Below are 23,003 nucleotides of genomic sequence, written 5' to 3'. Positions count from 1 at the left end.
GGGTGATGAGGTGGAAGCCTGCGCTGAACGCGTTCGCTATTACCTTCGCCGGCCGGTTCGAAAGAACCACTCAATAATGAAAACCGGCCGGACTCCACACACCGTTTATCGGACAGTCCCCCCACCTATTTTTAAAGGCCGATAATTTAGATTCCGTCAACTGGGGTGCGGACGATTTGGGCGCGGCAGGCCGCATGGTTGCGGGTTTACAACTCTGACTTGGGTTGAACTGCCAAGAACGGCTATTCGTTGGGTTCGGGAGGGGGTTCGAGTGTGGTGGCTGCGTCGAGGGCGTCGTCGACGACGATGAGGTAGTTGTCGCGTCCGGCGGCGAGCGGGATGGAGTGTTCGCCGTATTTGTCGTATGCGAGGTCGACGGCGTTGGCGGCGCTGGTGATGTTGAGTCGGCGCAGGAGGCGGGCGATGTCGAGGGTGTCTTTGTCGCGTTCGGCGGCGATTTTCATGGCCAGGAGTGTTTCGGTGTCTGCGGCCTGAATGGTGAGTCCGTCGAGCTGTTCGATGTCGACCCAGGTGGCGTTCTCGGGGACGAAGGCTGAGGCGTTGGTGTTGAGCCAGTCGGGCGCGAGGTCGTAGTCCGCTGCCATCTCGGCGACGACGGCGTGGATGGTGTGTGGGTCGGCGTAGCTGGCGTCGATGTCGGCGGTGGGGCGGTTGCCGATGCCCTGGAGGATGAGCGCAGCACCGCCGACGAGTTTAACGTCGCCGTGTGCGCCGGCGGCCTGCAGTCGTCGGCCGAGTTCGTGGAGGAGGGCTCGGATTTGTGCGGCGGTGAGTTCTCCGCCGGTCATGCGGTGGCCAGGCTGCGTTCGCGGATGAAGACGTTCAACGCGGCGAGTTCCGGCGGGGTCTCGGTGCGGGTGAGTTCTTTCATGGGTGTGCGGATTGTGCGGTAGGACTCTGCTGGCATCCATGCCTTGTCGAGGGGCTTGATCCGTCGCGTCCAGGATGGTGCTGGTTGTCCGAGGCGGTGTGCGGTGTAGTTGGTGATTCCGGCGAGGGCCGCTGACCAGTGCGGGTCTTTGAGGCGGGGGCTGCGCTGGAGCAGCGGGGTGCCGGCGGTGAGGGATGCGTTGGCGTAGTCGGCGAGCATTTTGATGGCGAACTCAAAATCCCGTTCGGCGATGAGGCGGGTGAATGTTGCCGCGTAATCCCGCCGTGCCGGGTCGTGGTCGCTTCCGTGAGGGATGGGATCTGTGGCGGCCAGGGTCAGGCCGAGGGCGGCCATGACGGCCAGGGTTTTGCCGAGTTCGGCGCGGTCGTGGCCGGCTTCCAGATCGATGAGGAACTTCCGTGACACTCCGGCCATGTCGGCAAGGGTTTGCTGGGACAGCCCCTTGGCTGCGCGGCGGGCGCGGATGATGGCGCCCGCTGCTGCGGGCGAGTCGATGCTGGTTTCAAACGTCATGGCATCCTCCTGTGTTGCATCCAGTATGTCACCGAATGGTGACACCGGCATCATTGCTGGGAGACTTCGTGTTCGGTTGGGGCGGTCATGTCCTTTCTCGTCCAAATGCCCGGTGAGCTAGTAGGAAACCGTCGGCGAATGGAAGGGGACGCGTTATGTGTCTGAACCCTCGAGTGCTGGCCGAATGTCGTGGCTCGGCCGTGTCGGTACTGATGGCTCGTCGTGATCGTTCGGTGGGCGCTAGCGTGTGCCGTGTGCCGCCGCACGCGAAGAAAAAGAGGGTGTGCACAATGTGCACACCCTGGGTTTCGGATTCGGTTGTACCGGCATCGGACTGGGCCGGATTGGGGATGTTTTCGGGGGAGCGGCGGGTTTTCAAGGGTTGGCGCCCGGTTCGAGTCCCACCTCGGGCACGTGTTTTCCCTGTTCAGAGGCTTGTTTGCCTCTGAGTGTGCACATTTTGCTCACTTGTGGGCCCCTGCGGGGGCCTTTTCTATTGGTGGCGGGTGCTGCTGTGGCGGGCTGCCTCCTTCCATCCTTGGAGCGACGGGTTGTTGTTCGCTACCAGTTCATGGACGTTGATGGTGATCCCAACATGACCTGAGAAAAATTTGGTGCGAGTTTCTTTGGTGCGTAGCTGGGTGTTCACTAGGTTCCTCCTTACGGCTGTTGGTGGCTGATGTGCTTATCCATGGTGGTTTCGGGGGAGGACGACGTGACTTGTGCATAGCCAGTGGGAACTTGTGCCGCCGGGTGCCGACAGCCTGTCGGATGCTGCCGATGGCGAGGCGTTGCCCCTGCGTTGTAGCTCATGATGCTCACCGCCCTTTCTTCCTGGATTGAGGGTTTCCGTCGATAGCTGTTCATGGTTGCCGTCGGAGTCGACTACATGACGTTGTGGATTCTTGTCTCGATGTTCCGAAGCGAGGTGCGGCTGTCTGGCGGTCATTCATATCTGTTCATTGCCAGCCTGTTGGACGACTGCATGACGGAATGATGAGCCGCCGAAGCACTCTTGGCGGATGGGAACTAGTGAGGCTGTGGTGCGGCTCTGTCTTCTGAGGCGGCTTGCCTGCAGACGTCCGAAAGCCACGCCCGCAGGCATGGCCACTCTTGGCCCAACGTATCTCGACATCATCCCACCCACGTCGCTCATCGATGTTCGTCGGCACGAGGGCGTCACCGGGAGCGGCCGTCTCTGGTCGTCGACTGCCACCGTCGTGAAATAGCAGCTGTTGTGTGCCGGACGCGATGTCGGCGAGGTGTCCTCCGCCGTTAGCTGATCAGGTGGGGAAGGTGAGCCGCCGCACGCCCGCGACGAGCGTTTCTCGCTGGACTGCGAGACCGTCCTCGGAGGCGATGTGGGTCTCGGCGCCGCCGTGGATCAGCGTGAGCAGGAGCGCTAACAACTGGTCGGCGGGTAACTCGTCGCTGATTTTGCCGCTCTGCTGCGCGGCGGCCATCGCGTCGAGCTTGAGCGTGTTCGAGGCCGCGGTCTCGGGTAGCTGATTCATGACACCGGGCCGTTCGAGCTGGTGCCAGCGCGCGAGCCGAATCAGCTGCGGGTGCGCGACCGCGAAGTCGAACAGGGCCCCGGCGTACGCGGGGAGGTCGTCGGCGGTGAAGGGCACCGTGTCGAGCAACAGGGAGATGTTGGCCGCGAGGGCGTTGTCGAACAGGTCTTCCTTGTTGCCGAAGTACGCATAGATGAGCTGCTTGTTGGCTTCGGCGCGAATCGCGATCCGGTCGACGCGTGCGCCAGCCAGTCCGTACTCGGCGAACTCGGCGGTGGCAGCGTCGAGGATGCGCTGCTTCGTTGCAGCGGAGTCCCGGGTGGCCATGATTCCGATCATACAACCAACTAGCCAGTTGACAGCCTAGGCGTGCTGGCCTAATATGTAACTAACCGGTTGGATGGAACTGGATGGTCCGACCACTGCCGTCGCCGCCGAACCTCCATCAACGCACCAAGGCACGAGAATGAGAAGGAAAACGACATGTCCAGACCCACCAGGGTGGCTCTCGTCACCGGCGCCTCCTCCGGGATCGGAGCCGACGCGGCGCTGCGCCTGAAGGAAGCGGGCTACACCGTCTACGGCGCCGCACGGCGCAGTGAGCGGATGTCCGCGCTTCAGGACGCAGGTGTGAACGTCCTCAGCCTCGACGTCACCGACGACGACTCGATCCGCACCGCGGTCGACAGCATCATCCGCGAGTCGGGACGCGTAGACGTCCTGGTCAACAACGCTGGTTACGGCGCCTACGGCTCCATCGAAGACGTTCCGATGGTCGAGGCGCGCGCTCAGATGGAGGTCAACATCTTCGGCCTGGCCCGCCTGACGCAGCTCGTGCTGCCGCACATGCGCGCCCAGCACAGTGGCACGGTCATCAACATCAGCTCCGTGGGCGGCGAATTCACCACGGTCCTAGGCGGCTGGTACCACGCCAGCAAGTACGCCGTCGAGGCCATCAGCGACGCCCTTCGCATGGAGACCGCGCAGCACGGCATCCACGTCGTGGTCGTCCAGCCCGGCTCGATCCGCACCGAGTGGGGCGCCATCGCCGCGGAGAAGCTCAAAGAGACCTCCAGTACCGGCGCATACGCGACCATGGCCAACGGTGCCGCCAAGGCCCTCGCCGCGAGCTCAGCGCCGAACGCGCGCACCACGTCGGAGCCGGCGGTCATCGGCAAAACCATCGTCAAGATCGCCAATGCCCGACGGCCGCGCACCCGCTACCGCGTCGGCTTCGGGGCCCGGCCCCTGGTCTTCCTGCGCCGGCTGCTCTCGGACCGCGCCTTCGACTCAATCATGCGCCGCGCCATGGGTGTCTGACCTCAGGCGCCGCAGCTTTCTTTGCCGTAGCCCCCACAACCTCGATCTGAGCCGTACTCTGGTCGAGCTCACTGGCGGCACAACCCCAGCCGCCGATACTGTTGCAGCGGTGGCCGGGGCTCGCCTATAGCGTGGGGACAGGCACAGCGCGCCCCTCACATCGGCCTCCAAGGTACTTGTGGGTAGACGGTGAGGCTCGGGGCTTGCCTAGCTTGCTCGCCGCGGGCCCGTTCCCCTTATCCGGCGTTCCCCATCTACGACCGGCTGTTTCTTAATGCCTCGTTGGGCACGATGTCGTGCGGGCCGAGTCGGTCTGAAGCGGACTTGGCGTGGTGCCAGTAAGGGTAGATCAGCGGCGGTGCGGAGACCTTATCCAAACGGTCGCACTCCTCTGCGGTGAGTGCAATGTCGGCGGCGGCAAGGTTGTCCAAGAGCTGCTCTTCAGTCCTGGCACCCACGACGAGCGACGACATCCCTGGTCGGCCCAGCAGCCACGCCAGCGAAACCTGGGCGGCCGAGATCCCGCGGGAATCTCCGATGGCGACGAGCTCTTCCACAATGTCATACAGCGCGCCCTCGTCACGCACCGGCGGCTCATTCCATTCGGCGAGCTGGCGGGAGCCCTCCGGGGCCGGCTGCCCGCGCCGGTACTTGCCCGAGAGCAGGCCTCCAGCCAGTGGGCTCCAGACCAGCACCCCGACGCCTGCGTCCTCCGCGATCGGCAGCAGTTCGTACTCGGCCTCCCGCGCTTGCAGCGTGTAGTGAATCTGCTGCGAGACGAATGGCTGATACCCCTTCCGCTCGGAGACCCCGAGGGCTTTCATCAGCTGCCAGCCGGCATAGTTCGAACTGCCGATGTACCTTACTTTGCCAGAGCGCACGAGGGAGTCCAGCGCTTCGAGCGTCTCCTCGAGAGGAACCTGTCCATCCCACTCGTGCACCTGGTACAGGTCGATGTGGTCGGTGCCGAGGCGGCGCAGGCTGGCCTCGCACTGGGCGATGATGTGATGCCGCGACAGCCCGCCGTCATTCGGACCGTCAGCCATATCCATGCGTACCTTTGTGGCGACGAGCGTCCGGTCGCGCCGACCTTTTAGCGCCTTGCCCAGCATCTCCTCGGACGCGCCATAGGAGTAGACATTTGCAGTATCGACTAGGTTCACTCCGTGATCGAACGCAATATCCAGCAGCCGTTTCGCTTCATCCAGGCCGGTGCTGCCGGCGTACGCGAAAAAGCCCTGACCGCCAAACATCATCGCTCCGAGGGTGATGGTGGAGACCTTCAGCCCTGAACGTCCCAGGTAGCGGTATTCCATGATGATTTCCTTTCTCTTGCAGAACATATTCGTTTTCCGGAGTGCCCCGGGGGTTGGAGCCGGAGCGTGCCGGTGAGTACTTGTGGCCGCTCGTCACGGATCCCGAGTGCTGGAGAATGTTGCGTTCTCCTGACGGCTGACTTCGTACTTGCGAACACCGCTGGTTCCCTTCACTAGGTCAGGCGGTGCAGGATCCCTACACCACCTGACCTGCGTCTTTGGCTACATTAGGCCCCTCTGACCGGTTGGACGAGGTTCGAACGGTTACCCGATGCGGAAGTCGACGGCGCCAGCCTGGGCCGCCGTCGCCAACAGGCGTTCCTGGGCCGCTTTGTGCTCGGATGAGTAGCCTTCGGCGGGGGATGCTGCCTCTGGCCTGCCAACGTAACCGAGGCGGAACCGGCCCAGGCCCATTTTCAGCAGCTTGGGTAGGACGTAGCTCCATGCACCCATGTTCTCGGGTTCTTCCTGAAGCCAGACGATCTCTTCCAGTTCACCGGCAGCCGCCACTTCCCTCATGACCTCTTCGTGCGGGAACGGGTACAGCTGTTCGATGCGGAGCAGGCGAACGCCATCACCCAGACGTTCTTTGGCCTCCACGCCCACCTTGCCGGAGCACAGCACTAGACGGCGGGTCTCCTCACTGGGCGCCCCCGTTGCCAGGACCGGGTGGAAGGTGCCCGCTGTGAAGTCCTCCACAGCGGACTTGGCTGACTCGGCCCTTAGCAACGACTTAGGCGTAAAGATGATGTGCGGACGCGGTTCATCCATAGCTGCGGCGTTGACCAGTGCGTTGAAATATTGGGCTGCGGTAGTGGGAATCAGGATGCGGGCATTGTCGCGGGCAGCCAGCTGGAGGAAGCGCTCCAGGCGCGCCGAGGAGTGCTCGGGCCCGGCACCTTCCCAGCCATGGGGGAGCAGCGCTACGAAACGACTTTCGCGGCCCCACTTGTCGCGCCCGGCCATGATGAACTGGTCGAAGATGACCTGGGCCACGTTCACGAAGTCACCGAACTGCGCCTCCCACAGCTGGAGGGAACCGGTATTCGTCCGGCCGTAGCCGTACTCGAAGCCGACGGTGGCCACTTCCGTTAGGGGCGTGTTCGCCACAAGGAAGGGGGCGTCGCCAAACGTCAACCGCTCGGCCTTGTCTCCGGTCTGGGCATCATGGACCACGATGTGCCTGTGGCTGAACGTACCGCGCTCCACATCTTCACCGGTAAGCCGCAGGGGGACTCCGGCCTGATTGATGAGCTTAAGGGCAAGCAGCTCTGCCTGGCCCCAGTCAATCACGAAGTTCTGGTCACGCAGCGAGCGCTTCTTGTCGAACTGTTTCATCAGCTTCGGGTGGATGGCGACGTCCTCGCGGGACTGTTCAGATACGTCGAGGACCTCTGAGACCCACGATGCGGTGATGGATCGCAGCTTGTCGTGGACCTCGGGGCGAGACTCGAATTCCTGCGTGACCACTGAATCGAGATCAAAGATTCTGGCCCTGTCCAAGGCCCCCACCAAGTGTTTTTTGGCAGTGGCCCGAGTGTCGGCGACGTAGCTGTCCGTCACCAGCCCTGCCGTCGTCAGCGTGGACGCGTAGATCTCGTGTACAGGGGGGTGCTCGTCGATGTCGCTGTAGTAGACGGGCTGGGTATAGCGGGGCTCGTCAGTTTCGTTATGGCCATGGCGCCGGTAGCCCTGGACGTGGATCACAATGTCCGTGCCAAACCGCTCGCGGTAATCGAAGGCGATCGTGGCTGCCATGAGATTGGCATCGACGTCGTCCGCGTCGGTATGGATGACGGGTACGTCGAAGCCCCGGATGACGTCGGAGGGCCAGGTCGTTGACCGGAGTTGGAAGGGAGTGGCCGTGAAGCCCAGCCGGTTGTCCTGGACGATGTGGATCGTTCCGCCCACGTTGTACGGTTCGAGCCGCTGCAGGTTGAAGGTCTCGTACACCACGCCCTGGCCCGTGAAGGCGGCGTCTCCGTGCAGCAGGACGGGGAGCACTTTACGGCGTGCCTCATCCGGGGCAAGGCCCTGGGCAATGAGGTCGTCCTGCTTCGCCCTGGCGGCGCCCAGCGCCACCGGGGAGACAAATTCGAGGTGGCTGGGGTTCTGCTCCAGCACGACACCGAGGGATGAACCATCAGTGTCGGTAAAGGTGCCGCTACCGCCCAGATGCTGCCGGACATCCCCGGAACGCGCGAGCGGTGTCGAGTGCGCAGTGGGCAGGAACTCGGCCAGGATCCGCTCCATAGGCCAGTTGAGGATGTGGGCCATGATGCTTAGCCGGCCGCGGTGAGCCATGCCCAGCACAGTCTCCGTGTAGCCCTTCCCGGCGGCCTGTCCGGCCATTTCGGCCAACGCCAGCACAGAGGACTCAAGGCCTTGAACGGACAGTGTTTTCTGCCCGAGGAACTGGGTCTGCAAGTACGTTTCGAAGACGTCGATCTCGGTTGCAAGCCGCAGCGCCTGCAAGCGGCGGTCCGAGGCGGGCTGTGGAGTTCCGTGCCTGATCAGGTCGGCGAGCCAGCTGCGGGCTTCCGGATCGGACAGGTGTGCGAACTCGACTTCGACGCCGTCGGGCAGCCACGAGCCTTCGACACGGGCGCGTACGGGTTCCAGCCGGGCGACGGCGGTACTGGCCGTGCCGTTGAACTCGGCCAACCGTACGGCGCCGGACTGTGACGAAGCCGGGAGGTCAAGCAGGGGGTCAGGCTCATTCTGGAGTATTTCCTGTTCCAGCTGCGCAAGGAACTCCTGCGACCGCAGGAATTTTTCTACGGCTCCCAAGAAACTGCCGGAGTCTGCTCCCTGGATGGCACGGTGGTCATAGGTTGAAGACAACGTCAAAACCGGGTCCACGGGATGAGTGGCGGCCAGCTTTTCTAGCCCCGCAGGGACACCGATGGCCCCAGCGGCAACGATGATGCCCGGACCGGCGGGAAGCAGGGGCACACCTGTTGTGGAACCAAAACGGCCAGTGCTGGTGAGGATGAGGGACGCCCCGCGCAGCTTGGAGACCGAAATAGTGCCAGCCCTGCACTCGTGAGAAAGCTGGCCAAGACGCTCAACCAGTTCTGGGAAGGTGAGATTGGCTGCGTCCTGGATGACCGGCACCATGATGGAGTGCCCGGCAGAAGTTTCGACGTCAACCGCAACTCCGAGGTTGACTGTGCCCTCTTCCACAAGCACGAGGTCCGAACCGTCATTTTCAATGCGGCGACGCACTGCAGCAACCTGATGCTGTGCGGCCCGGGCCATAGCGGTCGCGAGCACAGCCGCGATAGGAACGTTAAACCCCTGGTCACGGAGCCTTTCGCGCCACTCCATGAGACCGGAGACCTCGAAGGTCCGCATGGTCGACGCGGTTGGGACGCTGAGGCTGGCCTCCATATTGCGGGCCAGGGCGGCGCCCCTGCCCCGTAGAACCCTGCGGGAGTTGGCCTCCGGCGTGGATCCGGACTGAGGCGGGGTGGAACCGGAAGTACTGGTGTTTTGAAGCATCTCTTTATCTTTCGCGCGGTGCTCGTGTCAGTGCCTTGGGGAGTGTGGCGTAAAGAAGGGGCCAGCTAGGCATCGAAGATGGTGTAATCCATACTGTCTGTTATGGATCGGCCTCACCAATACCCATTCGTGATACGTCCATAGCTCACTGCTATCCCGTAAATTCGGGGGCTGCTGTCTTTTTTGGCGCACCGGAGGCCGGATGCTCGGAAGCGTTTGGCGACTGGTGACGTTTGTGCCCCAAGCCGTGACGACAACAACGGCGAGCGGGGGCCAACCGCACGGGGTGTCCAGAGTGGAAAGACGGTGGCCGCAACAACCACGGACATAGGGGTGCGGCGCCAGGCGACGTCCGCTTGGCGGAGATCCGTTGTGCGCTCCTCCATCAGAGTTCACCGCCGTCCTCGATGGTTCCAGTAATGCAAACGTCCCGCAGGTGGCTTCGACTTTCCGTTGGACGCGCCTTGGGGCTGGTCCGCCCGCTCTGCGCAGAACTGTGCCTGGGCCAGCTCACGCCTCATGTGGCGCTAACGCTTTCCAGGGAGGCTGCCGGACCCGTGCAACCCCCGCTGGAAACCGACGGCGCGCAACAGTTCACGTGAATAAGCGAAGGGCGGCGAAGATTCGATCTTCGTCGCCCTTCGCTGGAACACAGCCTTCCTTCGAAGCTTGCATCTTCAGTATCGGTGAAGACAATTTCGGCTCAATGAGGCATGGACTTATCCAAGATCTTCAAGTGGCACCTTGTTCGTTTCCTTCGAGAACAGGGCCGCAAAGGCTGCTGCTATGCATGTGATCGTGACGATGATTGGCGCTGCTATCCAGTTGTCTCTCGTGACGAAGGCGGTGGCAATGGCAGGCACAAAGCCAACCACCACGATGCCTGCATTGAAGCCCACCGCTGACGCAGAGTATCGAACTCGGACGTCGAACAGCTCACCGGAGAACGTTTGACTTACGGCGTTCACAGCAGCGTAGAAAATAGAGAACGCACCGATAATGGATACGAATATCATTGGAATGTTGTGCGTAACGATGGCGCCGAAATATGTGAACGTCATTGCTGCAGAAGTAATAGAACCGAATATGATCACCGGACGGCGACCGACACGGTCCGACAGAAGCCCCCAAAAGGGTTGGGCAATCGCATTAATTCCGTATCCTGCGATAGAGGCCCAGATCATGGTGGTATAGGAAATTTCGATCCCGAACTCAGGTCGAGTTGCGAAGGCCAGTCCAAACGTGAAAAGCATGGTGCCGATGGAGGCGCTCGTCGTAAGCAGCAGGACTTTGACAATGCCCCACGGGTAGCGGCGGAGAGCGGTGAAGAGTGGGATCTTGACCTCCTTATGCTCCTCTACGACCTCTTTGATGAAGATGACTGCCTCCTCGAGCTTCGATCGCATAATCAGTGCGACGGCCACAACGATGGCACTGGCGAAGAAGGGGATGCGCCATCCCCAAGAGAACAGGAGATCGTGGGGGAGGGCCGCAATCGGCAGGAATGCGACGTTCGCAAGTACGAAGCCGATGGAATTTCCTGACTGTGTAAACGACGTGTAGAACGCTCTCCTGCCGTACGGTGCGGACTCCAGCGTAAGCGTACTGGCTCCGGTCGTTTCTGCGCCTGCAGATAATCCCTGAAAAAGTCGCATGACCACTAGAAGGGCCGGCGCCAAAAATCCAACCTGCTCATACGTAGGAAGGAAGCCGATAATGAACGTCGACAGCCCCATCAGTACGATTGTCAAGACCAGGATGCGTTTACGGCCGAACTTGTCGCCGAAATGCGAAAAGATTACCGCGCCGGCGGGGCGTGCCACGTAGCCAACGCCGAGTGTGCCGAGGGAAAGCAAGATTCCAGTAGCGGCGCTGGTGCCGCTCGGGAACATCAGGGTCGGGAAGACGATTGCCGCAGCCAGAGAGTAGAGGAAGAAGTCGTAGTATTCGAGAGCACCACCTACCAGGGCCGATGCGGCAGCGCGACGTGCGCGAGACTTCTCTAGCTGAGTGCCGCCCGCCGATTTGGATATCGCGGTTATTGAATTTGTGCTGGCCACGTTAGCTCCTTTGCTGAAGTGGTTAGATTGGGATAGGCAGTTATCGCACGCCTACTATTCGGCAGTGCGCCCACCGTCAACGGGCACCACGGTCCCCAAGGTGTAGCCGGCCTGCGGTGAAGCGAGCCAGAGGACTGCTGAAGCAATCTCCTCGGGCCGGCCGAGGCGTCCAATTGGCTGCGTCGACTCCATGGCCGCGATACCGTCCTGGCTACCACCGGTGACCACATGTGCGAGCTCTGTATCGACCGGACCGGGGGCTACTGCGTTCACGCGGATACCCTGACGGGCGTAATCGAGACTTGCTGCCCTGGTTAGCCCCGCAACTGCGTGCTTGGCCGCCGTGTATAGGGCGAGGCCTCTTCGTCCACGCAGCCCTGCACCCGAGGCGGTATTTACGATGGCACCGCCGCCGCCCTTCAAGAGCGCCGGGATTTGGTATTTCATGCCAAGAAACACGCCGAGCGCGTTCGTGTCCATGATCAGCCGCCATTCGTCGACCGTCGATTCAGCCAGCGGGATGGGCTTCTGGATCCGGCCGACATTGTTGAAAGCGACGTCGAGCCTTCCGAATTCGCTCATGGTCTCATTGACGGCCGAGCGCACGTCGTCTTCCGACGTCACGTCGACATGTAGAGTGATCGCCTCCCCGCCTTCATTGCGGATGATTTTGGCGGTCTCGCTGTTTGCTTCGTCGTCGAAATCCGCGAGCGCGAGGCGCGCTCCCTCCTGTGCGAACGCGATTGCGGTTGCGCGGCCGATTCCCTTGCCTGCCCCCGTCACAAAGGCGATCTTGTTTTCGAACCGGTTTGCTGACGTCGTCGTTGACATCTGAACCCCTTTCTTTCGGCAGGTGTATTTCCGCCGTTCAATTTTCATGGGTAGGTAGGTCTTCACCGCTTTATCGGTGATCGGTATCACAGCGAGCTACCCCATCCTGAGAGGTTATGAGAGCGACAGCAAATGTTGTCTTGTGATGGGCCTATTACCGAAGTGCATGGTCCGTGCAGCGGACTCCTGTCGAGCGTCCAAACGATCTCTAGCTGGTGCCTTTTGTTCCGGCTTATACTGCGCAGCTGAATAGTATGTGTCTCGTTGATATCCCTATCACTAAATATCATTGGTCAATTGGCGACATTAATGGTCACTATGACTAGTAATGACAAAAGGGCGAGACTCTAATGGGGTTTTGTCATTGAAAGCGGAATCGCGGCGATGTTCTCTGGTAAAGACCCTTCATCGAAGGTGGACATTGACCTGCCTGAACTCATGCCTACGCATGGGCGGTATGTTCGCGCAAGCGAGCAAGGACACCCGGAAGGTCTCTGTACTGAGACGCGCTTTTAACTCGTCATACGTTGTTGGCGAGAGAACTTAACGATAAGGACCGACCGAACTGCTTGGCTGGTCTGCGAGAGAATGGGTTAACGGGCATGACAGAGAACGTGGCGGGTATTCGGCGGACCGTCGGGTATATCTCAGCAGATGGAGTAGTCACTCCACGGTCCGGATACGTCATGCCGATTGAGAATCCCTCGAGCGGCAGGCAGATTGCCGAGCTGCACGAAGTGACCGCTGAGGAGCTGGACTGGATCGTCCAAAGTGCTCGTCAGACCTATGAGTCGTCCTGGCGGCACAGCGCTCCTGAGGTGCGTGCGAAGCTGTTGTCGGCATGGGCGGATCGCATTGTGGAACATCGTGAGGAGCTCGCCGACATCGAGGTAGCCGACGTTGGCCATCTCCGTCGAGAAGTGCTGGCCGAGCTGGGATCATGTGAACGGACCCTCAGGTACTACGCGGGCATTGCAGACAAGATCGAGGGTCGATCCTTCGCCCAGTTGCCGGAACGCCTCTCCTACGAGTTGCGCGAGCCATTTGGGGTGGTGGCGGGGATCAGTCCTTACAATGGAAACGCTAACTTTGTTGCCATGAAGGCGGGGCCGGCGCTGGCTGCGGGCAACTGCATTGTCATCAAGGCACCGGAAGTCGCCCCTCTACTTAATTTCAGGCTCGTGGAACTCGCCCTCGAGGCGGGGTTCCCCCGCGGGGTCATCAATGTTGTTACTGGCCGCGGCGCAATCGTCGGACCGCTTCTTAGTCAACACCCGAACATCGGGATGATCGCCTTTACCGGTGGGCCCATTTCTGGTCGTGCAGTGCTCACCCAGTCCGCCACCAACATCGTGCCCACGGTCCTGGAACTGGGAGGAAAGAGTCCGGCCATCCTGTTGCCGGACGCCGACTTGGATGCTGCAATCCCGTCGGTGCTTCACTCGAACTTCGCCAAAAGCGGTCAGAGTTGCGTGGCTGGATCTCGTATCCTCGTGCATGAGTCAATCTATGGCCGTGTTCGTGAAGAACTTGCAGCCCGCGCGAAGATCGTGCGTGTCGGGCTTCCTGGTCGAGAGTCTTCCCAAATGGGCACGCTCATTAACCGCCAGCATCGGAGCAGAGTCGATGACCTGGTGCGGCGATCGGTCGAGAACGGAGCGACCCTTTTGGCAGGTGGTGCGCCTGCCGAAGATGGGGAACTCAGAGACGGCGCGTTCTATCAGCCGACTGTTCTGGGTGAGGTCGTTGACGATAATCCGGCAGCGACCGAGGAGTTTTTCGGGCCGGTCGCCAGTGTAATGTCGTATGCCAGCTTGGACGAAGCACTCTCGCGTGCGAACAACTCGCCATTCGGTCTGAGCGCCCAGGTGTGGAGTAATGACGCTGGTGCGATCCAGTACCTTTCTAAGAATCTTGTCGCAGGAACGGTTTGGATCAACACCTACCGTTCGTTTCACCCGACGGTGCCGTTCGGGGGGATGAAACAGAGCGGATTCGGCAAGGAGAACGGTTTCGATTCGGTGGCCATGTACACACGCCAGAAGGCCGTGGTTTGGGATCTTTCGACAGAACGTGTCCTGCCTTACAGCGACTAATAGCATTGGGGCTAGGCCGCTCCTGTGCCCAGAGGCGCCCCCGCTCTCGCCCTGGGGATAGGGGAGAGCGGGGCCGCCTTCTGGTGTCCCGGACGCCAGAGTGGCTGCGCTGGCGTGCCTGCGACGAACGCAAATCGAACACACACCAGCCCGACCGCCGATGAAACAGGCTGAGGCGAACCGCCCCCTTCGCTGAGGACAGGGGCCTTTTTCATGTGGTGGAGTCGACAGCCCCCAAATTACGGCGGCTCCGGGCCACTCCGCAACAGGCGCGCTTGGCGTCACGCTCTGCTTAAGTCAGCTGCTCGCGCAGTAACGCACGTTGTCATCGGCCAGCGTCGGAGGCAACGTCTCGAGGAACTCCCGGGACGGCTGGCGTCTTCCGACGGATGGCGACTTCAAGGGATCCCGGGACGCAACGGAATCGTCTTCAGGAAGCGGCCGGCCGGGCCGCCTCCTGTCGGGTGATTCGGGCGGTCACAAGGGCCAAGACGGAGGCCAGCAGCAGCACCACCACACTCGCCGCGAAGGTGCCGCGGTAGCCGATGGAGTCGAACAGGAGGCCGCCCAGGGTGGAACCGAGGGCGATGCATGTCTGGACCACGGCCACCATCAGACCGCCGCCCTGTTCGGCATTGTGGGGCATGGCCTTGGCGATCCAGCTCCACCAGCCGACGGGTGCTGAGGTCCCCAGCAGTCCCCACACGCCCAGGAGCACAACGACGGCGGCGATCCAGGCACCGAAGGGGATCAGGGCCGCCGCGATGAGCGCCATCAGGGCAGGGATGATAATGAGTGTCCGGTACAAGTTCGGTCCGAGGAAGCGGCCGATCAGGATGGTGCCGGCAAAGCCTGTCACTCCGAGCACGAGTAGAACGAGGGAAATCGCCGTCACGTCGATCCGGGTCACGGTCTCCAGGAACGGGCGGATATAGGTGAAGAGGATGAACTGGCCCATGAAGAAGGCGCCGCAGGCCGGCATGCCCCAGGCGATGGACCGGTTATTAAATGCCGAAAAGATCGTGAAAATATCGCGGATCGTCGTCGAACGCCGGGAAACCTTCAGGGAAGGCAAGCTGATCCATTGCCAAACCAGGACGATCATGGCAACCGGCACCAGGCAGAAGAACGCTCCGCGCCATCCCATGATGGCGCCCAGATAGCTGCCAAGGGGCGCTGCCAGCACCGTGGCGAGGGCGTTACCGCCGTTGAAGATCGCGAGGGCGCGGGATAGCCGGGTGGCCGGCACCAGGCGCATGGCAGTGGCTGCCGACATGGACCAGAAGCCGCCGATGACCACGCCGATGAGTGCCCGGCCGACCATGAATAGCAGATAGCCCGGTGACAGGGCGACCAGGGCGCCGGAAACGGCCATCAGTGCCGTCAGGCCCAGCAGGAGAGTCTTGCGGTTCATGCTGCCGGCAAGTGTGGAGATCGACAGGCTCGTCAGGACGGCGAACACGCCAGAGATCGCAATGCCTTGCCCGATCATCCCTTCGGAGACCTGCAGATCGACGGCCATGGGCGTGAGCAGGCTGACAGGCATGAACTCGGAGGCGACCAGCGCGAAGGCGCCAAACGACATGGCGAAGACGCCACCCCAGCGCCCGCGGTGGCCGCTGGCCGGTCCCTGCGTCTCGCGTTCGCGGACGACGGATGTGTCAGGCATGAATTTCCCTCTCTTTGGAATATTTCTCCGATCATCCATCCGATCATGAGCCGGGCTCCCTGATGGAGACCCACTTAAGAGGGGTACCGTTAGGGCCTCCCTTGGCGACGCCGGGGTGGTTGATGCCAATACGTGTCACTTGTGCTCTCTTTTTCCTGCACATGCTTTTTGCGTGGAGCCCGGGTGTTCCGGTCCCGCGAGATCACGCTCCTGCCCTCCAGCGACCTATCCGTTTATTGCTGCGTTTCTGCCCGTTGCAGGATGCGTTTGGCCCGCTCCGTTACCGGGCGGTCGATCATCTGTCCGTCCACCTGCGCGGCGCCCCCTTCGGCGCCAATCACCGAACGCGCCCATAGAAGTTCTGTTTTCGTCGGTGCGAACGCTCCGCGCACCACGGCCACCTGGGCCGGATGGATGCACAGCTTCCCGCCGAAGCCGAAGTTTCGGGCGAGCGTGGCGGATTCGGCTACCTTGCCACTGTCAGCGATCTCGGTGGATGGCGAGTCCAGCGGGGCCGCGATTCCAGCGACCCGGGAGGCCAGGACCAGCTGCGCCCGGGCATGGTCCAGGAACCGGTCCCCGCCATCTGCATTGATGTCCAGCGCGAAGTCGATGGCGCCGAAGGCAAGCCGTGTCACCCCAGGCACCCTCGCGAGCTCCACCGCATTCACAACACCGGCTGCCGATTCAATCAGCGGAACTAAGGCCAGGCGCTGGGGCACTTGCGCGCGCAACTGCCCCAGGGCCCCGGCGTCTTCCGCTTTCGGCACCATGATGCCGAGTAGGCCGGCCCCAGGCGCCTCGGCTGCCGCGAGCAGCGCGGTGATCTCGCCGTCGTACTGGTCCGAACCCATCGGGTTCACACGCACCAACGCGCTCACACGCACGCCGTCTTCACCTGGGGCGAGTGCGGCTAGCACAGTGGCTAGTGCGCTGGCCTTGGCGGCCGGTGCCACGGCGTCTTCCAGATCGAGGATCACGACGCCGGCGCCCGCGGCGCCCGCCTTCGCGAACCGTTCCGGACGGTCACCCGGAACGAACAGTGCAGTGACCGCCGCCGCTACGGCGTCCGTGCTGTCCATGTTGGTGTCGGTTGTGATGCTGCCAGTCGGCCCCCTCACCGGGCGTCCCCGATTAGAGGCAGGCTGGACTCATCCGGGCGAGCAGATTCAACGCCGGGCAGATGGCCATGCTTGTACACCATGAAGGTGCGGCGGTAGCTGATGACGATCTTGCTGTCCTGGTTGAAGCCTTCGGTGGCCACGGTCACCAGACCGAGGTTCGGGCGGGACTTCGATTCCCGGGTGGCGAGAACCTTGGAGCGTGAATAGATCGTGTCGCCTTCATAGACAGGGTTCGGCATGCGGACCTCGTCCCAGCCCATGTTGGCGAAGACGTTCATGGACAGATCGATGGTCGATTGGCCTGTGACCAGCGCGAGCGTGAAGGTGGAGTTGACTAGCGGCAGGCCGAACTCAGTGGCTTTGGCGAAATTCCGGTCGACGTGGGTCTTCGCCACGTTCTGCGTCATCAGGGTGAAGTTCTGGTTGTCGGCCTCGGTGACCGTCTTCCCGAACGGGTGGTAGTAGATGTCCCCGGGCGAGAAGTCCTCGAACAAGCGGCCCGTCCACCCCGGTACCTCACGGTTTTCCCCGGCAGTTGCCTGGCTTGCTTTTTCGGTCATCGATTAATCTCCTTGGCTTGCGCTGCCTCCGCCCTCGGCCCGCAGCGTGAGGCGCAATATATTTACTAACCCAGCCAGTTTTGCCGGTAAATAGCTGCAAAGTCAAGGCTTCTAGGCCGCGAGGTATCAGTGAACTGTTCCTTGCCATTCCTCAATATATTACGTATCGTCAGTTTCCAGAAGGTGACTCGAGGGTCACCCCAACGACTCAAAGGAGCAACGATGCCCACCCTCACCGCCGAAATCGAACAGCTGCGCGAGACGACGCGACTGCTATGCGCCGGATTTCCCGACGAATACTGGCGGGAAACGGACCGCAACCGCCGCTACCCTCAGGAATTCGTGGACACCCTCACGGAGGCGGGGCTGCTCTCCGCGCTGATCCCTACCGAGTACGGCGGCCTCGGCCTGGGTCTGACCGAGGCCAGCGTCATCATGGAGGAGATCAACAAGTCCGGAGGCCATTCAGCGGCCTGCCACGCGCAGATGTACACGATGGGCGCCCTGCTGCGCCACGGCAGCGATGCTCAGAAGAAGGAGTACCTGCCCCAAATCGCCGCGGGCACACTTCGTCTACAGGCCTTCTCGATCACCGAGGACAAGGCCGGGTCGGACACGACCAGCATCGAAACCGCGGCTGTGCGCGACGGCGACGACTTCATCATCACCGGGCACAAGAGCTGGACCAGTCGGATCGACGAATCCGATCTCGCTTTCGTTCTGGCCCGGACGTCCGCGAAGCCGGAAGGCAAGGGCACTGACAAGACCCACGGCCTGACTCTGTTCCTGGTGGATCTGCGCCAGGTCCGGGCGGAGGAGCCGGACACGCTCAAGGTGGTCAAGGTCCGCACCATGTTTAACTATGCGACCAACCAGATCTTTTACCAGGGCATGCGCGTTCCCGCGTCGGCCGTGATTGGAGAGGTCGGAAACGGCTTTCGCTACGTCATTGATGGCTGGAATGCGGAACGCATTCTGCTGGCCTCGGAGGCTATCGGTGATGGCTACTGGTTCACACAGCGCGGCGTACAGTATGCCAACACTCGTGAGGTGTTCGGCAGAAAGATCGGCGCCAACCAGGGCGTTCAATTCCCTATCACCGACGCCTACATGAAAGTCCGGGCTGCGGACATGATGAGGTACGAAGCAGCACGCCTTTTTGACGCCGGGGAGCCCTGTGGCGCGGAGGCAAACATGGCCAAGCACTTGGCATCGGAGGCGAGTTGGGCGGCAGCCAATGCGTGCCTTGACGCCCATGGCGGCTACGGCTTCGTAGACGAGTACGACGTCGAACGAAAGTTCCGCGAGACGCGCATGTTCCAGGTGGCGCCAGTAAACAACAACATGATTAAAAGCTTTGTTGCCACAAAGGTGCTGGGATTGCCCCGCTCCTACTAAGGCGTGTGCAGTGTGTCTGGTCCCTCGCGCCCTCTTGCGCGAGGTACCAATCGCTTTATGACGCCCAGGCACACACGTGATCCGGTTTTGCTTCCAAACTCGACTGCATCTAATAGGAGTAAACGGTGGATATTCAGCTCCAACCAAATTGGCAACGCACTCTCGGCCAGCGCGTAGAGATTTGGAGAGGCGGGAAATTCGTCCGGGAAGGGACAGTGGAGGCCGTCATGCCGGACAGTTCTCTTCTGTGGATTTCTGCGGATGGCAACTTTTCGAGGCAGATGATTTCTCGCCGTGACGGGTACCAGGTTTTCACGCATTTCCTGCCTCCGCGCAAGTCCCCGCAAAACCAGTAGACGTTTCGGCCGCGTGCCTTCAAGACCAGATGTCTTGCCTGGAGATGTGGCGCTCGCCCGCGCAGTCCTGCGTTCGCCCTCCGCTACCACAAGCGCGGCAGGACGGCGTTCGCCATCTCCGGCTACCGAACTGCTTGGGATTGAGATTGGCCCGCGGTGAGGCGTGGGACTCCCGAATCTCGTCCTTCTGGGTCACTCCTTGAAAGTAGAACTTGGCGGCGGGCACCTGAGGAATTCTTGTAGATCCTGCCGCGCTCAGGATGGACAAGGCACGCTGGGTGCTGACGCTTTGGCGCGGGTGTACCGACGGCCGCGCACCACGGTCACCGAGGCGGTGGTCGCTGTTGCAGCCTCAGCAGGCCTCCGCACCTGAACCGCCAGCAGTCGATGAAGGCCGTCGCCCCGATCTAAACCGCTGCCTGCAGTTCAGCGCTGACATAATGCGTTGACTCAGGCAGAGGTGACGCCGTTCCCAGGTTCGGCCGGCCTTGGAGGGCTGCTTTCTACCCTGGCCGCTCGCTCGTGACCGAGACAGAAATGGGTGCGCGCATCGCTCACCAGGCGTTCCTTGCTATCCGTGAGGGAGGACAAACCCGTGCATGCGTCTTTGCCAGGACGGCTTCACGCGACGTCCGCCCTGAGCAAACCGCGATCTAGAGAACGCCATGGGGGCTGAGGGCCCAACTCTCAGCTATGGGCATAGAGATCCTCCTACGCCTCTGCAGTTCACTTCTGTATCGCGGGCGCGCCGTGGCCCATGCCGTATGTTAAGTGGGGGAAATTGACTAGAAAGAGTGCGCAGACCATGACCAGCCGCAGTGGACGCAGCAACGCACGCCCGCAACTGAGCGAGAAAGCGACCGCTCACATCCGGGGGCTCATCATGTCCGGTGAGCTGAGGCCGGGGACCCTGATCCGCCCCGAGACCATAGGCGAGGACCTGGCCATTTCCACCACTCCTGCACGCGAGGCTCTGCATGCATTGCGTGTGGAGGGCTTTCTGGAATTGGTTCCCCGTCGCGGGTTCGTCGTGAGCCCGCTTACGGGCCAAGACATCCGGGACCTTTTCCAGGTCCAGGCCCTCATCGGCGGGGAACTTGCCGCCCGTGCGGCTTCCAAGGCGACAGAGCGAGACGTGGCCGAGCTCGAGGCACTGCACCACGAGCTGATCGCGGCCGCTGCACGGAACGACCACGATCGACTGGAGGAGAAGAACCACGCATTTCACCGCGAAATCAACCTGCTCGCCGATTCACGGAAGATCGTCTGGGTGCTTGGCCTGGTTACCCGCTACGTCCCGAGGCAGTTTTACTCCTCCATCCCGGGTTGGCCACGGGCCACCATGGACGATCACGCCGACCTTCTCCAGGGCATAAAGGCGAAAGATCCCGACGCAACGCGTATCGCAATGCAGCAGCACATCGTCCACTCCGGCGAACTGCTGGCCGCCCACTTCGACGCGCGCGTCGCGGCCGACGAAACGGGTACCGAGCAGATATTTTCCGGGCGGGCGGACAACGCCGCGGGGCTCGCTTCGGCCTGAACTCGGACTGCGGGCGCTGTGAATAGCTTTCGATTTCGGCCTGGTCCATCCGATTTGGAACCTGGCCGAAACCAGCCTGCGCTGTAGGGAAACGCGGTTGAGATGGTCAAACTTGCAGCAGTGGCGTGGCTTGGTAGGCCAGAAGCTTCCAAGAACCCGCTTCGTTAACCCAGACGGCAAGGGCACTGTTGTTCATTGTCGTCGGAGTTCCGTTGACGGTCAGGTCAGCGTTCATTCGGATATTGACCACAGCCGTGTTGCCAATGACCGTTATTTTTTCGCTTTTGTGGGCTATCCGGTGGTAACGGACGGCTCCTGTACGAAGCTTGTCCGCATACGCTTTCAAGGAATCCCTGTTTCCCCCTGAATGGGTGTAAACCAGCTCCGGGTGGCATAGTTCTTCGAACGTGTCCACGTCGCCGGTGAGAACCGCGACATAGCGTTTCTCTTCGAGTCCTTGGATGGTGGCCTCAGCGTCGATGCTTGGTTGAGCCATGGATTGTATCCTTCATGAGTGCGGGAGGGACCAGGAAGGGGAACTCCTGACAGAGTTCCCCTTCCTGGTTACTGTTCGGAATGTCGTTGCCGCGGTCAGGCTGATCCCGGAGAATCGCACGTATGTGCTTGAGCGCGACGTCGGTCCCATCCTCAGAGTGGAAGCGGGACCAGCCCGAAAACCATCGCGGCAATGAGCATTATGAAGCTCACAAAGCACCCCCAGCGCAAATAGAACCGAATATGATCGCCAATCTTGACTCCAGTCAGGGCAATCAGCACCCAGAATGATCCTGAGAATATGTGCAGCGGCGCGCCGACGGTCGAATTGCCGATCAGGGAGGCCATCGCGACTGACTCAGTAGGGAGGCCCAGATGCTGCGCAGTCTCAGCCAAGATGGGAAGTACCGCTAAGTAGTAGGAGTTCACGTCGATAAGCAAGGTCAGGGGCGTTGCACATAGGCCAACAATTATCGGAAGCCATGGTCCCCAGGCATCGGGGACTGACGACGCTAAGGTGGTTGCCATCTCCTTCATCATTCCCGAACCTCTGAGGATACCTAGGAAAATGCCAGCACTAAACAGAATTGCTGCGACCATCAGTGGCTCTCTCGCGCGCATCTGGATGACTTCCAGTTGCAGTTTGGCGCTGGGGTAATTCATCAATAGTGTGACGATGGTCCCTAGCATGAAGACCATCGGGGCAGGAATTACATCCGCAATCAATACTCCGATGACCACCACGATCAGCGCACAATTGAACCAGACCAATCGTGGTCGTGTGAGGTCTTCCTCACCTTCTGTCTGCATCTGTGCTGAAGGTCGAGGCAGAACAATTTGATCGGCCATTACCGCAGTGGTTGTGCCACCATCTGAATGGGACGAACCGGTGCCCGCAGTACCAAAACCGGAGCCTGCAGGCCCAAGAAGGTCCCAAACACGCTTGGCACCGAAAATCTTCCTGCCGCCGGATGCAGATATTGCGGATTCACCCGCGCCTGCCAGACGTCTTGTCTCGCGCTTACCCAATATGTAACCAACCACCCATACTGTGGTGAGGCCAGTGGCCTGTACGGGCAACAGCGGAATCCAAAGGTCATTAACCCCCACGTTCAACGATGCGGCAGCCCGGGCCAACGGCCCTCCCCACGGCACCATGTTCTGCACGCCGAAAGACAGACCTACAAGTGTTGCGAGAATCAACGGGTTCATGCCTAGCCCGCGATATAGGGGAAGCATGGCTGAGATAACGATGAGATACGTTGCGGTGCCGTCACCGTCGAAAGCAATCAACTGCGAAAGCAAGACAGTCGCAAGAGCCACTTTCAGGGGACTCCGGCCGGCAATCTTCAATATTCGTTCCACAAATGGGTCGAAAGCACCAGCCTGCAGCATGACAGTGAAGAATAGGATGCCGAACACCTGGAGAGCCGCAGTATTGGCAATATTCTGCACTCCCTCGGTTGCAAACTTTCCAATATCCGCCATGCTGAAACCAGCAATCAGTGCGATCACCAACGGGATGACGGTAAATGCTGAGAAGGGAGTAGCCTTATTGGATATCAGAAGAGCGACAATGATGATCAGCATGAGTATGCCGTAGATCGCTAGCATGCTCGCCTTTCTTGGATCTGTACCGTTTGATCGATGGACAACTCGGCTACCTCAGGCGTTGATTTTGGTGGTGGGTGCGTGGAGTTGTTGGTTGTGGGCTCCGAGTTTTGGGCCGAGTGAGCGGACTTGGCCGGGGGTTCGGGAGAGGCGGGGTACGGGGGCGGGTACGGTGAATTT

General features: G+C 61.1%; 17 protein-coding genes. 4 read left to right on the top strand and 13 right to left on the bottom strand.

The window, feature by feature from the left end:
- Positions 1-242: 242 nt before the first annotated feature.
- The 4 genes from AC57BR_RS00085 to AC57BR_RS00070 form a co-directional block, all read right to left on the bottom strand.
- Positions 243-809, bottom strand: a complete 567-nt coding sequence (locus AC57BR_RS00085) for a DUF6036 family nucleotidyltransferase (RefSeq protein WP_496357761.1) — start codon at positions 807-809, stop codon at positions 243-245.
- Positions 806-1,426 (bottom strand): helix-turn-helix domain-containing protein, encoded by a 621-nt coding sequence (locus AC57BR_RS00080; protein ID WP_496357760.1) that lies wholly within the window; start codon positions 1,424-1,426, stop codon positions 806-808. Before AC57BR_RS00080 ends, AC57BR_RS00085 begins: the two co-directional genes overlap by 4 nt.
- 493 nt (positions 1,427-1,919) lie before the next feature.
- Entirely contained in the window at positions 1,920-2,075 is a 156-nt protein-coding gene (locus AC57BR_RS00075; RefSeq protein ID WP_496357759.1) for a hypothetical protein, read from the bottom strand.
- A 634-nt stretch (positions 2,076-2,709) separates the two neighbouring features.
- Positions 2,710-3,267, bottom strand: a complete 558-nt coding sequence (locus tag AC57BR_RS00070; protein ID WP_496357758.1) for a TetR/AcrR family transcriptional regulator — start codon at positions 3,265-3,267, stop codon at positions 2,710-2,712.
- 156 nt (positions 3,268-3,423) lie between these two features.
- Between AC57BR_RS00070 and AC57BR_RS00065 the strand changes: the two genes are divergently transcribed.
- Positions 3,424-4,260: an oxidoreductase gene (locus AC57BR_RS00065; protein WP_496357757.1), complete on the top strand. Its 837-nt coding sequence runs from the start codon at positions 3,424-3,426 to the stop codon at positions 4,258-4,260.
- 254 nt (positions 4,261-4,514) lie between these two features.
- Here the strand turns inward: AC57BR_RS00065 and AC57BR_RS00060 are convergent, their stop codons facing one another.
- The 4 genes from AC57BR_RS00060 to AC57BR_RS00045 form a co-directional block, all read right to left on the bottom strand.
- Positions 4,515-5,576 (bottom strand): aldo/keto reductase, encoded by a 1,062-nt coding sequence (locus tag AC57BR_RS00060; RefSeq protein WP_496357756.1) that lies wholly within the window; start codon positions 5,574-5,576, stop codon positions 4,515-4,517.
- A 264-nt stretch (positions 5,577-5,840) separates the two neighbouring features.
- Positions 5,841-9,080, bottom strand: coding sequence for a 2-oxoglutarate dehydrogenase E1 component (locus tag AC57BR_RS00055; RefSeq protein ID WP_496357755.1), 3,240 nt, complete (start codon positions 9,078-9,080; stop codon positions 5,841-5,843).
- A 719-nt stretch (positions 9,081-9,799) separates the two neighbouring features.
- Positions 9,800-11,140, bottom strand: coding sequence for an MFS transporter (locus tag AC57BR_RS00050; protein ID WP_496357754.1), 1,341 nt, complete (start codon positions 11,138-11,140; stop codon positions 9,800-9,802).
- A gap of 54 nt (positions 11,141-11,194) precedes the next feature.
- Positions 11,195-12,061 carry an SDR family NAD(P)-dependent oxidoreductase gene (locus AC57BR_RS00045; RefSeq protein ID WP_496357753.1) on the bottom strand — a complete coding sequence of 289 codons (867 nt, stop codon included), beginning with the start codon at positions 12,059-12,061 and terminating at the stop codon, positions 11,195-11,197.
- A 596-nt stretch (positions 12,062-12,657) separates the two neighbouring features.
- Here AC57BR_RS00045 and AC57BR_RS00040 point away from each other — a divergent pair.
- A complete protein-coding gene (locus AC57BR_RS00040; RefSeq protein ID WP_496357752.1) occupies positions 12,658-14,067 on the top strand; it encodes an aldehyde dehydrogenase family protein in 1,410 nt (469 codons plus the stop codon).
- A 430-nt stretch (positions 14,068-14,497) separates the two neighbouring features.
- Here the strand turns inward: AC57BR_RS00040 and AC57BR_RS00035 are convergent, their stop codons facing one another.
- From AC57BR_RS00035 to AC57BR_RS00025, 3 genes are all read right to left on the bottom strand, one after another.
- A complete protein-coding gene (locus tag AC57BR_RS00035) occupies positions 14,498-15,736 on the bottom strand; it encodes an MFS transporter (protein WP_496357751.1) in 1,239 nt (412 codons plus the stop codon).
- Between the two features lie 233 nt (positions 15,737-15,969).
- Positions 15,970-16,818: an HpcH/HpaI aldolase/citrate lyase family protein gene (locus tag AC57BR_RS00030; RefSeq protein WP_496357750.1), complete on the bottom strand. Its 849-nt coding sequence runs from the start codon at positions 16,816-16,818 to the stop codon at positions 15,970-15,972.
- Positions 16,819-16,853: 35 nt separating this feature from the next.
- A complete protein-coding gene (locus AC57BR_RS00025) occupies positions 16,854-17,420 on the bottom strand; it encodes a MaoC family dehydratase (RefSeq protein WP_496357749.1) in 567 nt (188 codons plus the stop codon).
- Between the two features lie 222 nt (positions 17,421-17,642).
- Between AC57BR_RS00025 and AC57BR_RS00020 the strand changes: the two genes are divergently transcribed.
- Both AC57BR_RS00020 and AC57BR_RS00015 read left to right on the top strand, forming a co-directional pair.
- Entirely contained in the window at positions 17,643-18,818 is a 1,176-nt protein-coding gene (locus tag AC57BR_RS00020; RefSeq protein ID WP_496357748.1) for an acyl-CoA dehydrogenase family protein, read from the top strand.
- 1,161 nt (positions 18,819-19,979) lie between these two features.
- Positions 19,980-20,717, top strand: coding sequence for a GntR family transcriptional regulator (locus AC57BR_RS00015; RefSeq protein WP_496357747.1), 738 nt, complete (start codon positions 19,980-19,982; stop codon positions 20,715-20,717).
- Positions 20,718-20,823: 106 nt separating this feature from the next.
- On the opposite strand, the gene AC57BR_RS00010 is transcribed toward AC57BR_RS00015, so the two are convergent.
- Together AC57BR_RS00010 and AC57BR_RS00005 are read right to left on the bottom strand one after the other, a co-directional pair.
- Positions 20,824-21,213, bottom strand: a complete 390-nt coding sequence (locus tag AC57BR_RS00010) for a nuclear transport factor 2 family protein (RefSeq protein ID WP_496357746.1) — start codon at positions 21,211-21,213, stop codon at positions 20,824-20,826.
- Between the two features lie 152 nt (positions 21,214-21,365).
- Entirely contained in the window at positions 21,366-22,826 is a 1,461-nt protein-coding gene (locus AC57BR_RS00005) for a CitMHS family transporter (protein ID WP_496357745.1), read from the bottom strand.
- Between the last annotated feature and the right edge of the window lie 177 nt (positions 22,827-23,003).

The organism is Arthrobacter sp. BGA-UO-ETr-C19 (assembly GCF_059568005.1).
This window is presented reverse-complemented; position numbering and strand designations above follow the sequence as displayed.

Excerpts from the sequence above, each read along its gene's own strand:
- AC57BR_RS00030 (WP_496357750.1), bottom strand. The coding sequence starts at position 16,818 with ATGGACAGCACGGACGCCGTAGCGGCGGCGGTCACTGCACTGTTCGTT.
- AC57BR_RS00060 (WP_496357756.1), bottom strand. The coding sequence starts at position 5,576 with ATGGAATACCGCTACCTGGGACGTTCAGGGCTGAAGGTCTCCACCATC.
- AC57BR_RS00065 (WP_496357757.1), top strand. The coding sequence starts at position 3,424 with ATGTCCAGACCCACCAGGGTGGCTCTCGTCACCGGCGCCTCCTCCGGG.
- AC57BR_RS00020 (WP_496357748.1), top strand. The coding sequence starts at position 17,643 with ATGCCCACCCTCACCGCCGAAATCGAACAGCTGCGCGAGACGACGCGA.
- AC57BR_RS00040 (WP_496357752.1), top strand. The coding sequence starts at position 12,658 with ATGCCGATTGAGAATCCCTCGAGCGGCAGGCAGATTGCCGAGCTGCAC.
- AC57BR_RS00085 (WP_496357761.1), bottom strand. The coding sequence starts at position 809 with ATGACCGGCGGAGAACTCACCGCCGCACAAATCCGAGCCCTCCTCCAC.
- AC57BR_RS00025 (WP_496357749.1), bottom strand. The coding sequence starts at position 17,420 with ATGACCGAAAAAGCAAGCCAGGCAACTGCCGGGGAAAACCGTGAGGTA.
- AC57BR_RS00070 (WP_496357758.1), bottom strand. The coding sequence starts at position 3,267 with ATGGCCACCCGGGACTCCGCTGCAACGAAGCAGCGCATCCTCGACGCT.
- AC57BR_RS00080 (WP_496357760.1), bottom strand. The coding sequence starts at position 1,426 with ATGACGTTTGAAACCAGCATCGACTCGCCCGCAGCAGCGGGCGCCATC.
- AC57BR_RS00055 (WP_496357755.1), bottom strand. The coding sequence starts at position 9,080 with ATGCTTCAAAACACCAGTACTTCCGGTTCCACCCCGCCTCAGTCCGGA.
- AC57BR_RS00010 (WP_496357746.1), bottom strand. The coding sequence starts at position 21,213 with ATGGCTCAACCAAGCATCGACGCTGAGGCCACCATCCAAGGACTCGAA.
- AC57BR_RS00015 (WP_496357747.1), top strand. The coding sequence starts at position 19,980 with ATGACCAGCCGCAGTGGACGCAGCAACGCACGCCCGCAACTGAGCGAG.
- AC57BR_RS00005 (WP_496357745.1), bottom strand. The coding sequence starts at position 22,826 with ATGCTAGCGATCTACGGCATACTCATGCTGATCATCATTGTCGCTCTT.
- AC57BR_RS00035 (WP_496357751.1), bottom strand. The coding sequence starts at position 15,736 with ATGCCTGACACATCCGTCGTCCGCGAACGCGAGACGCAGGGACCGGCC.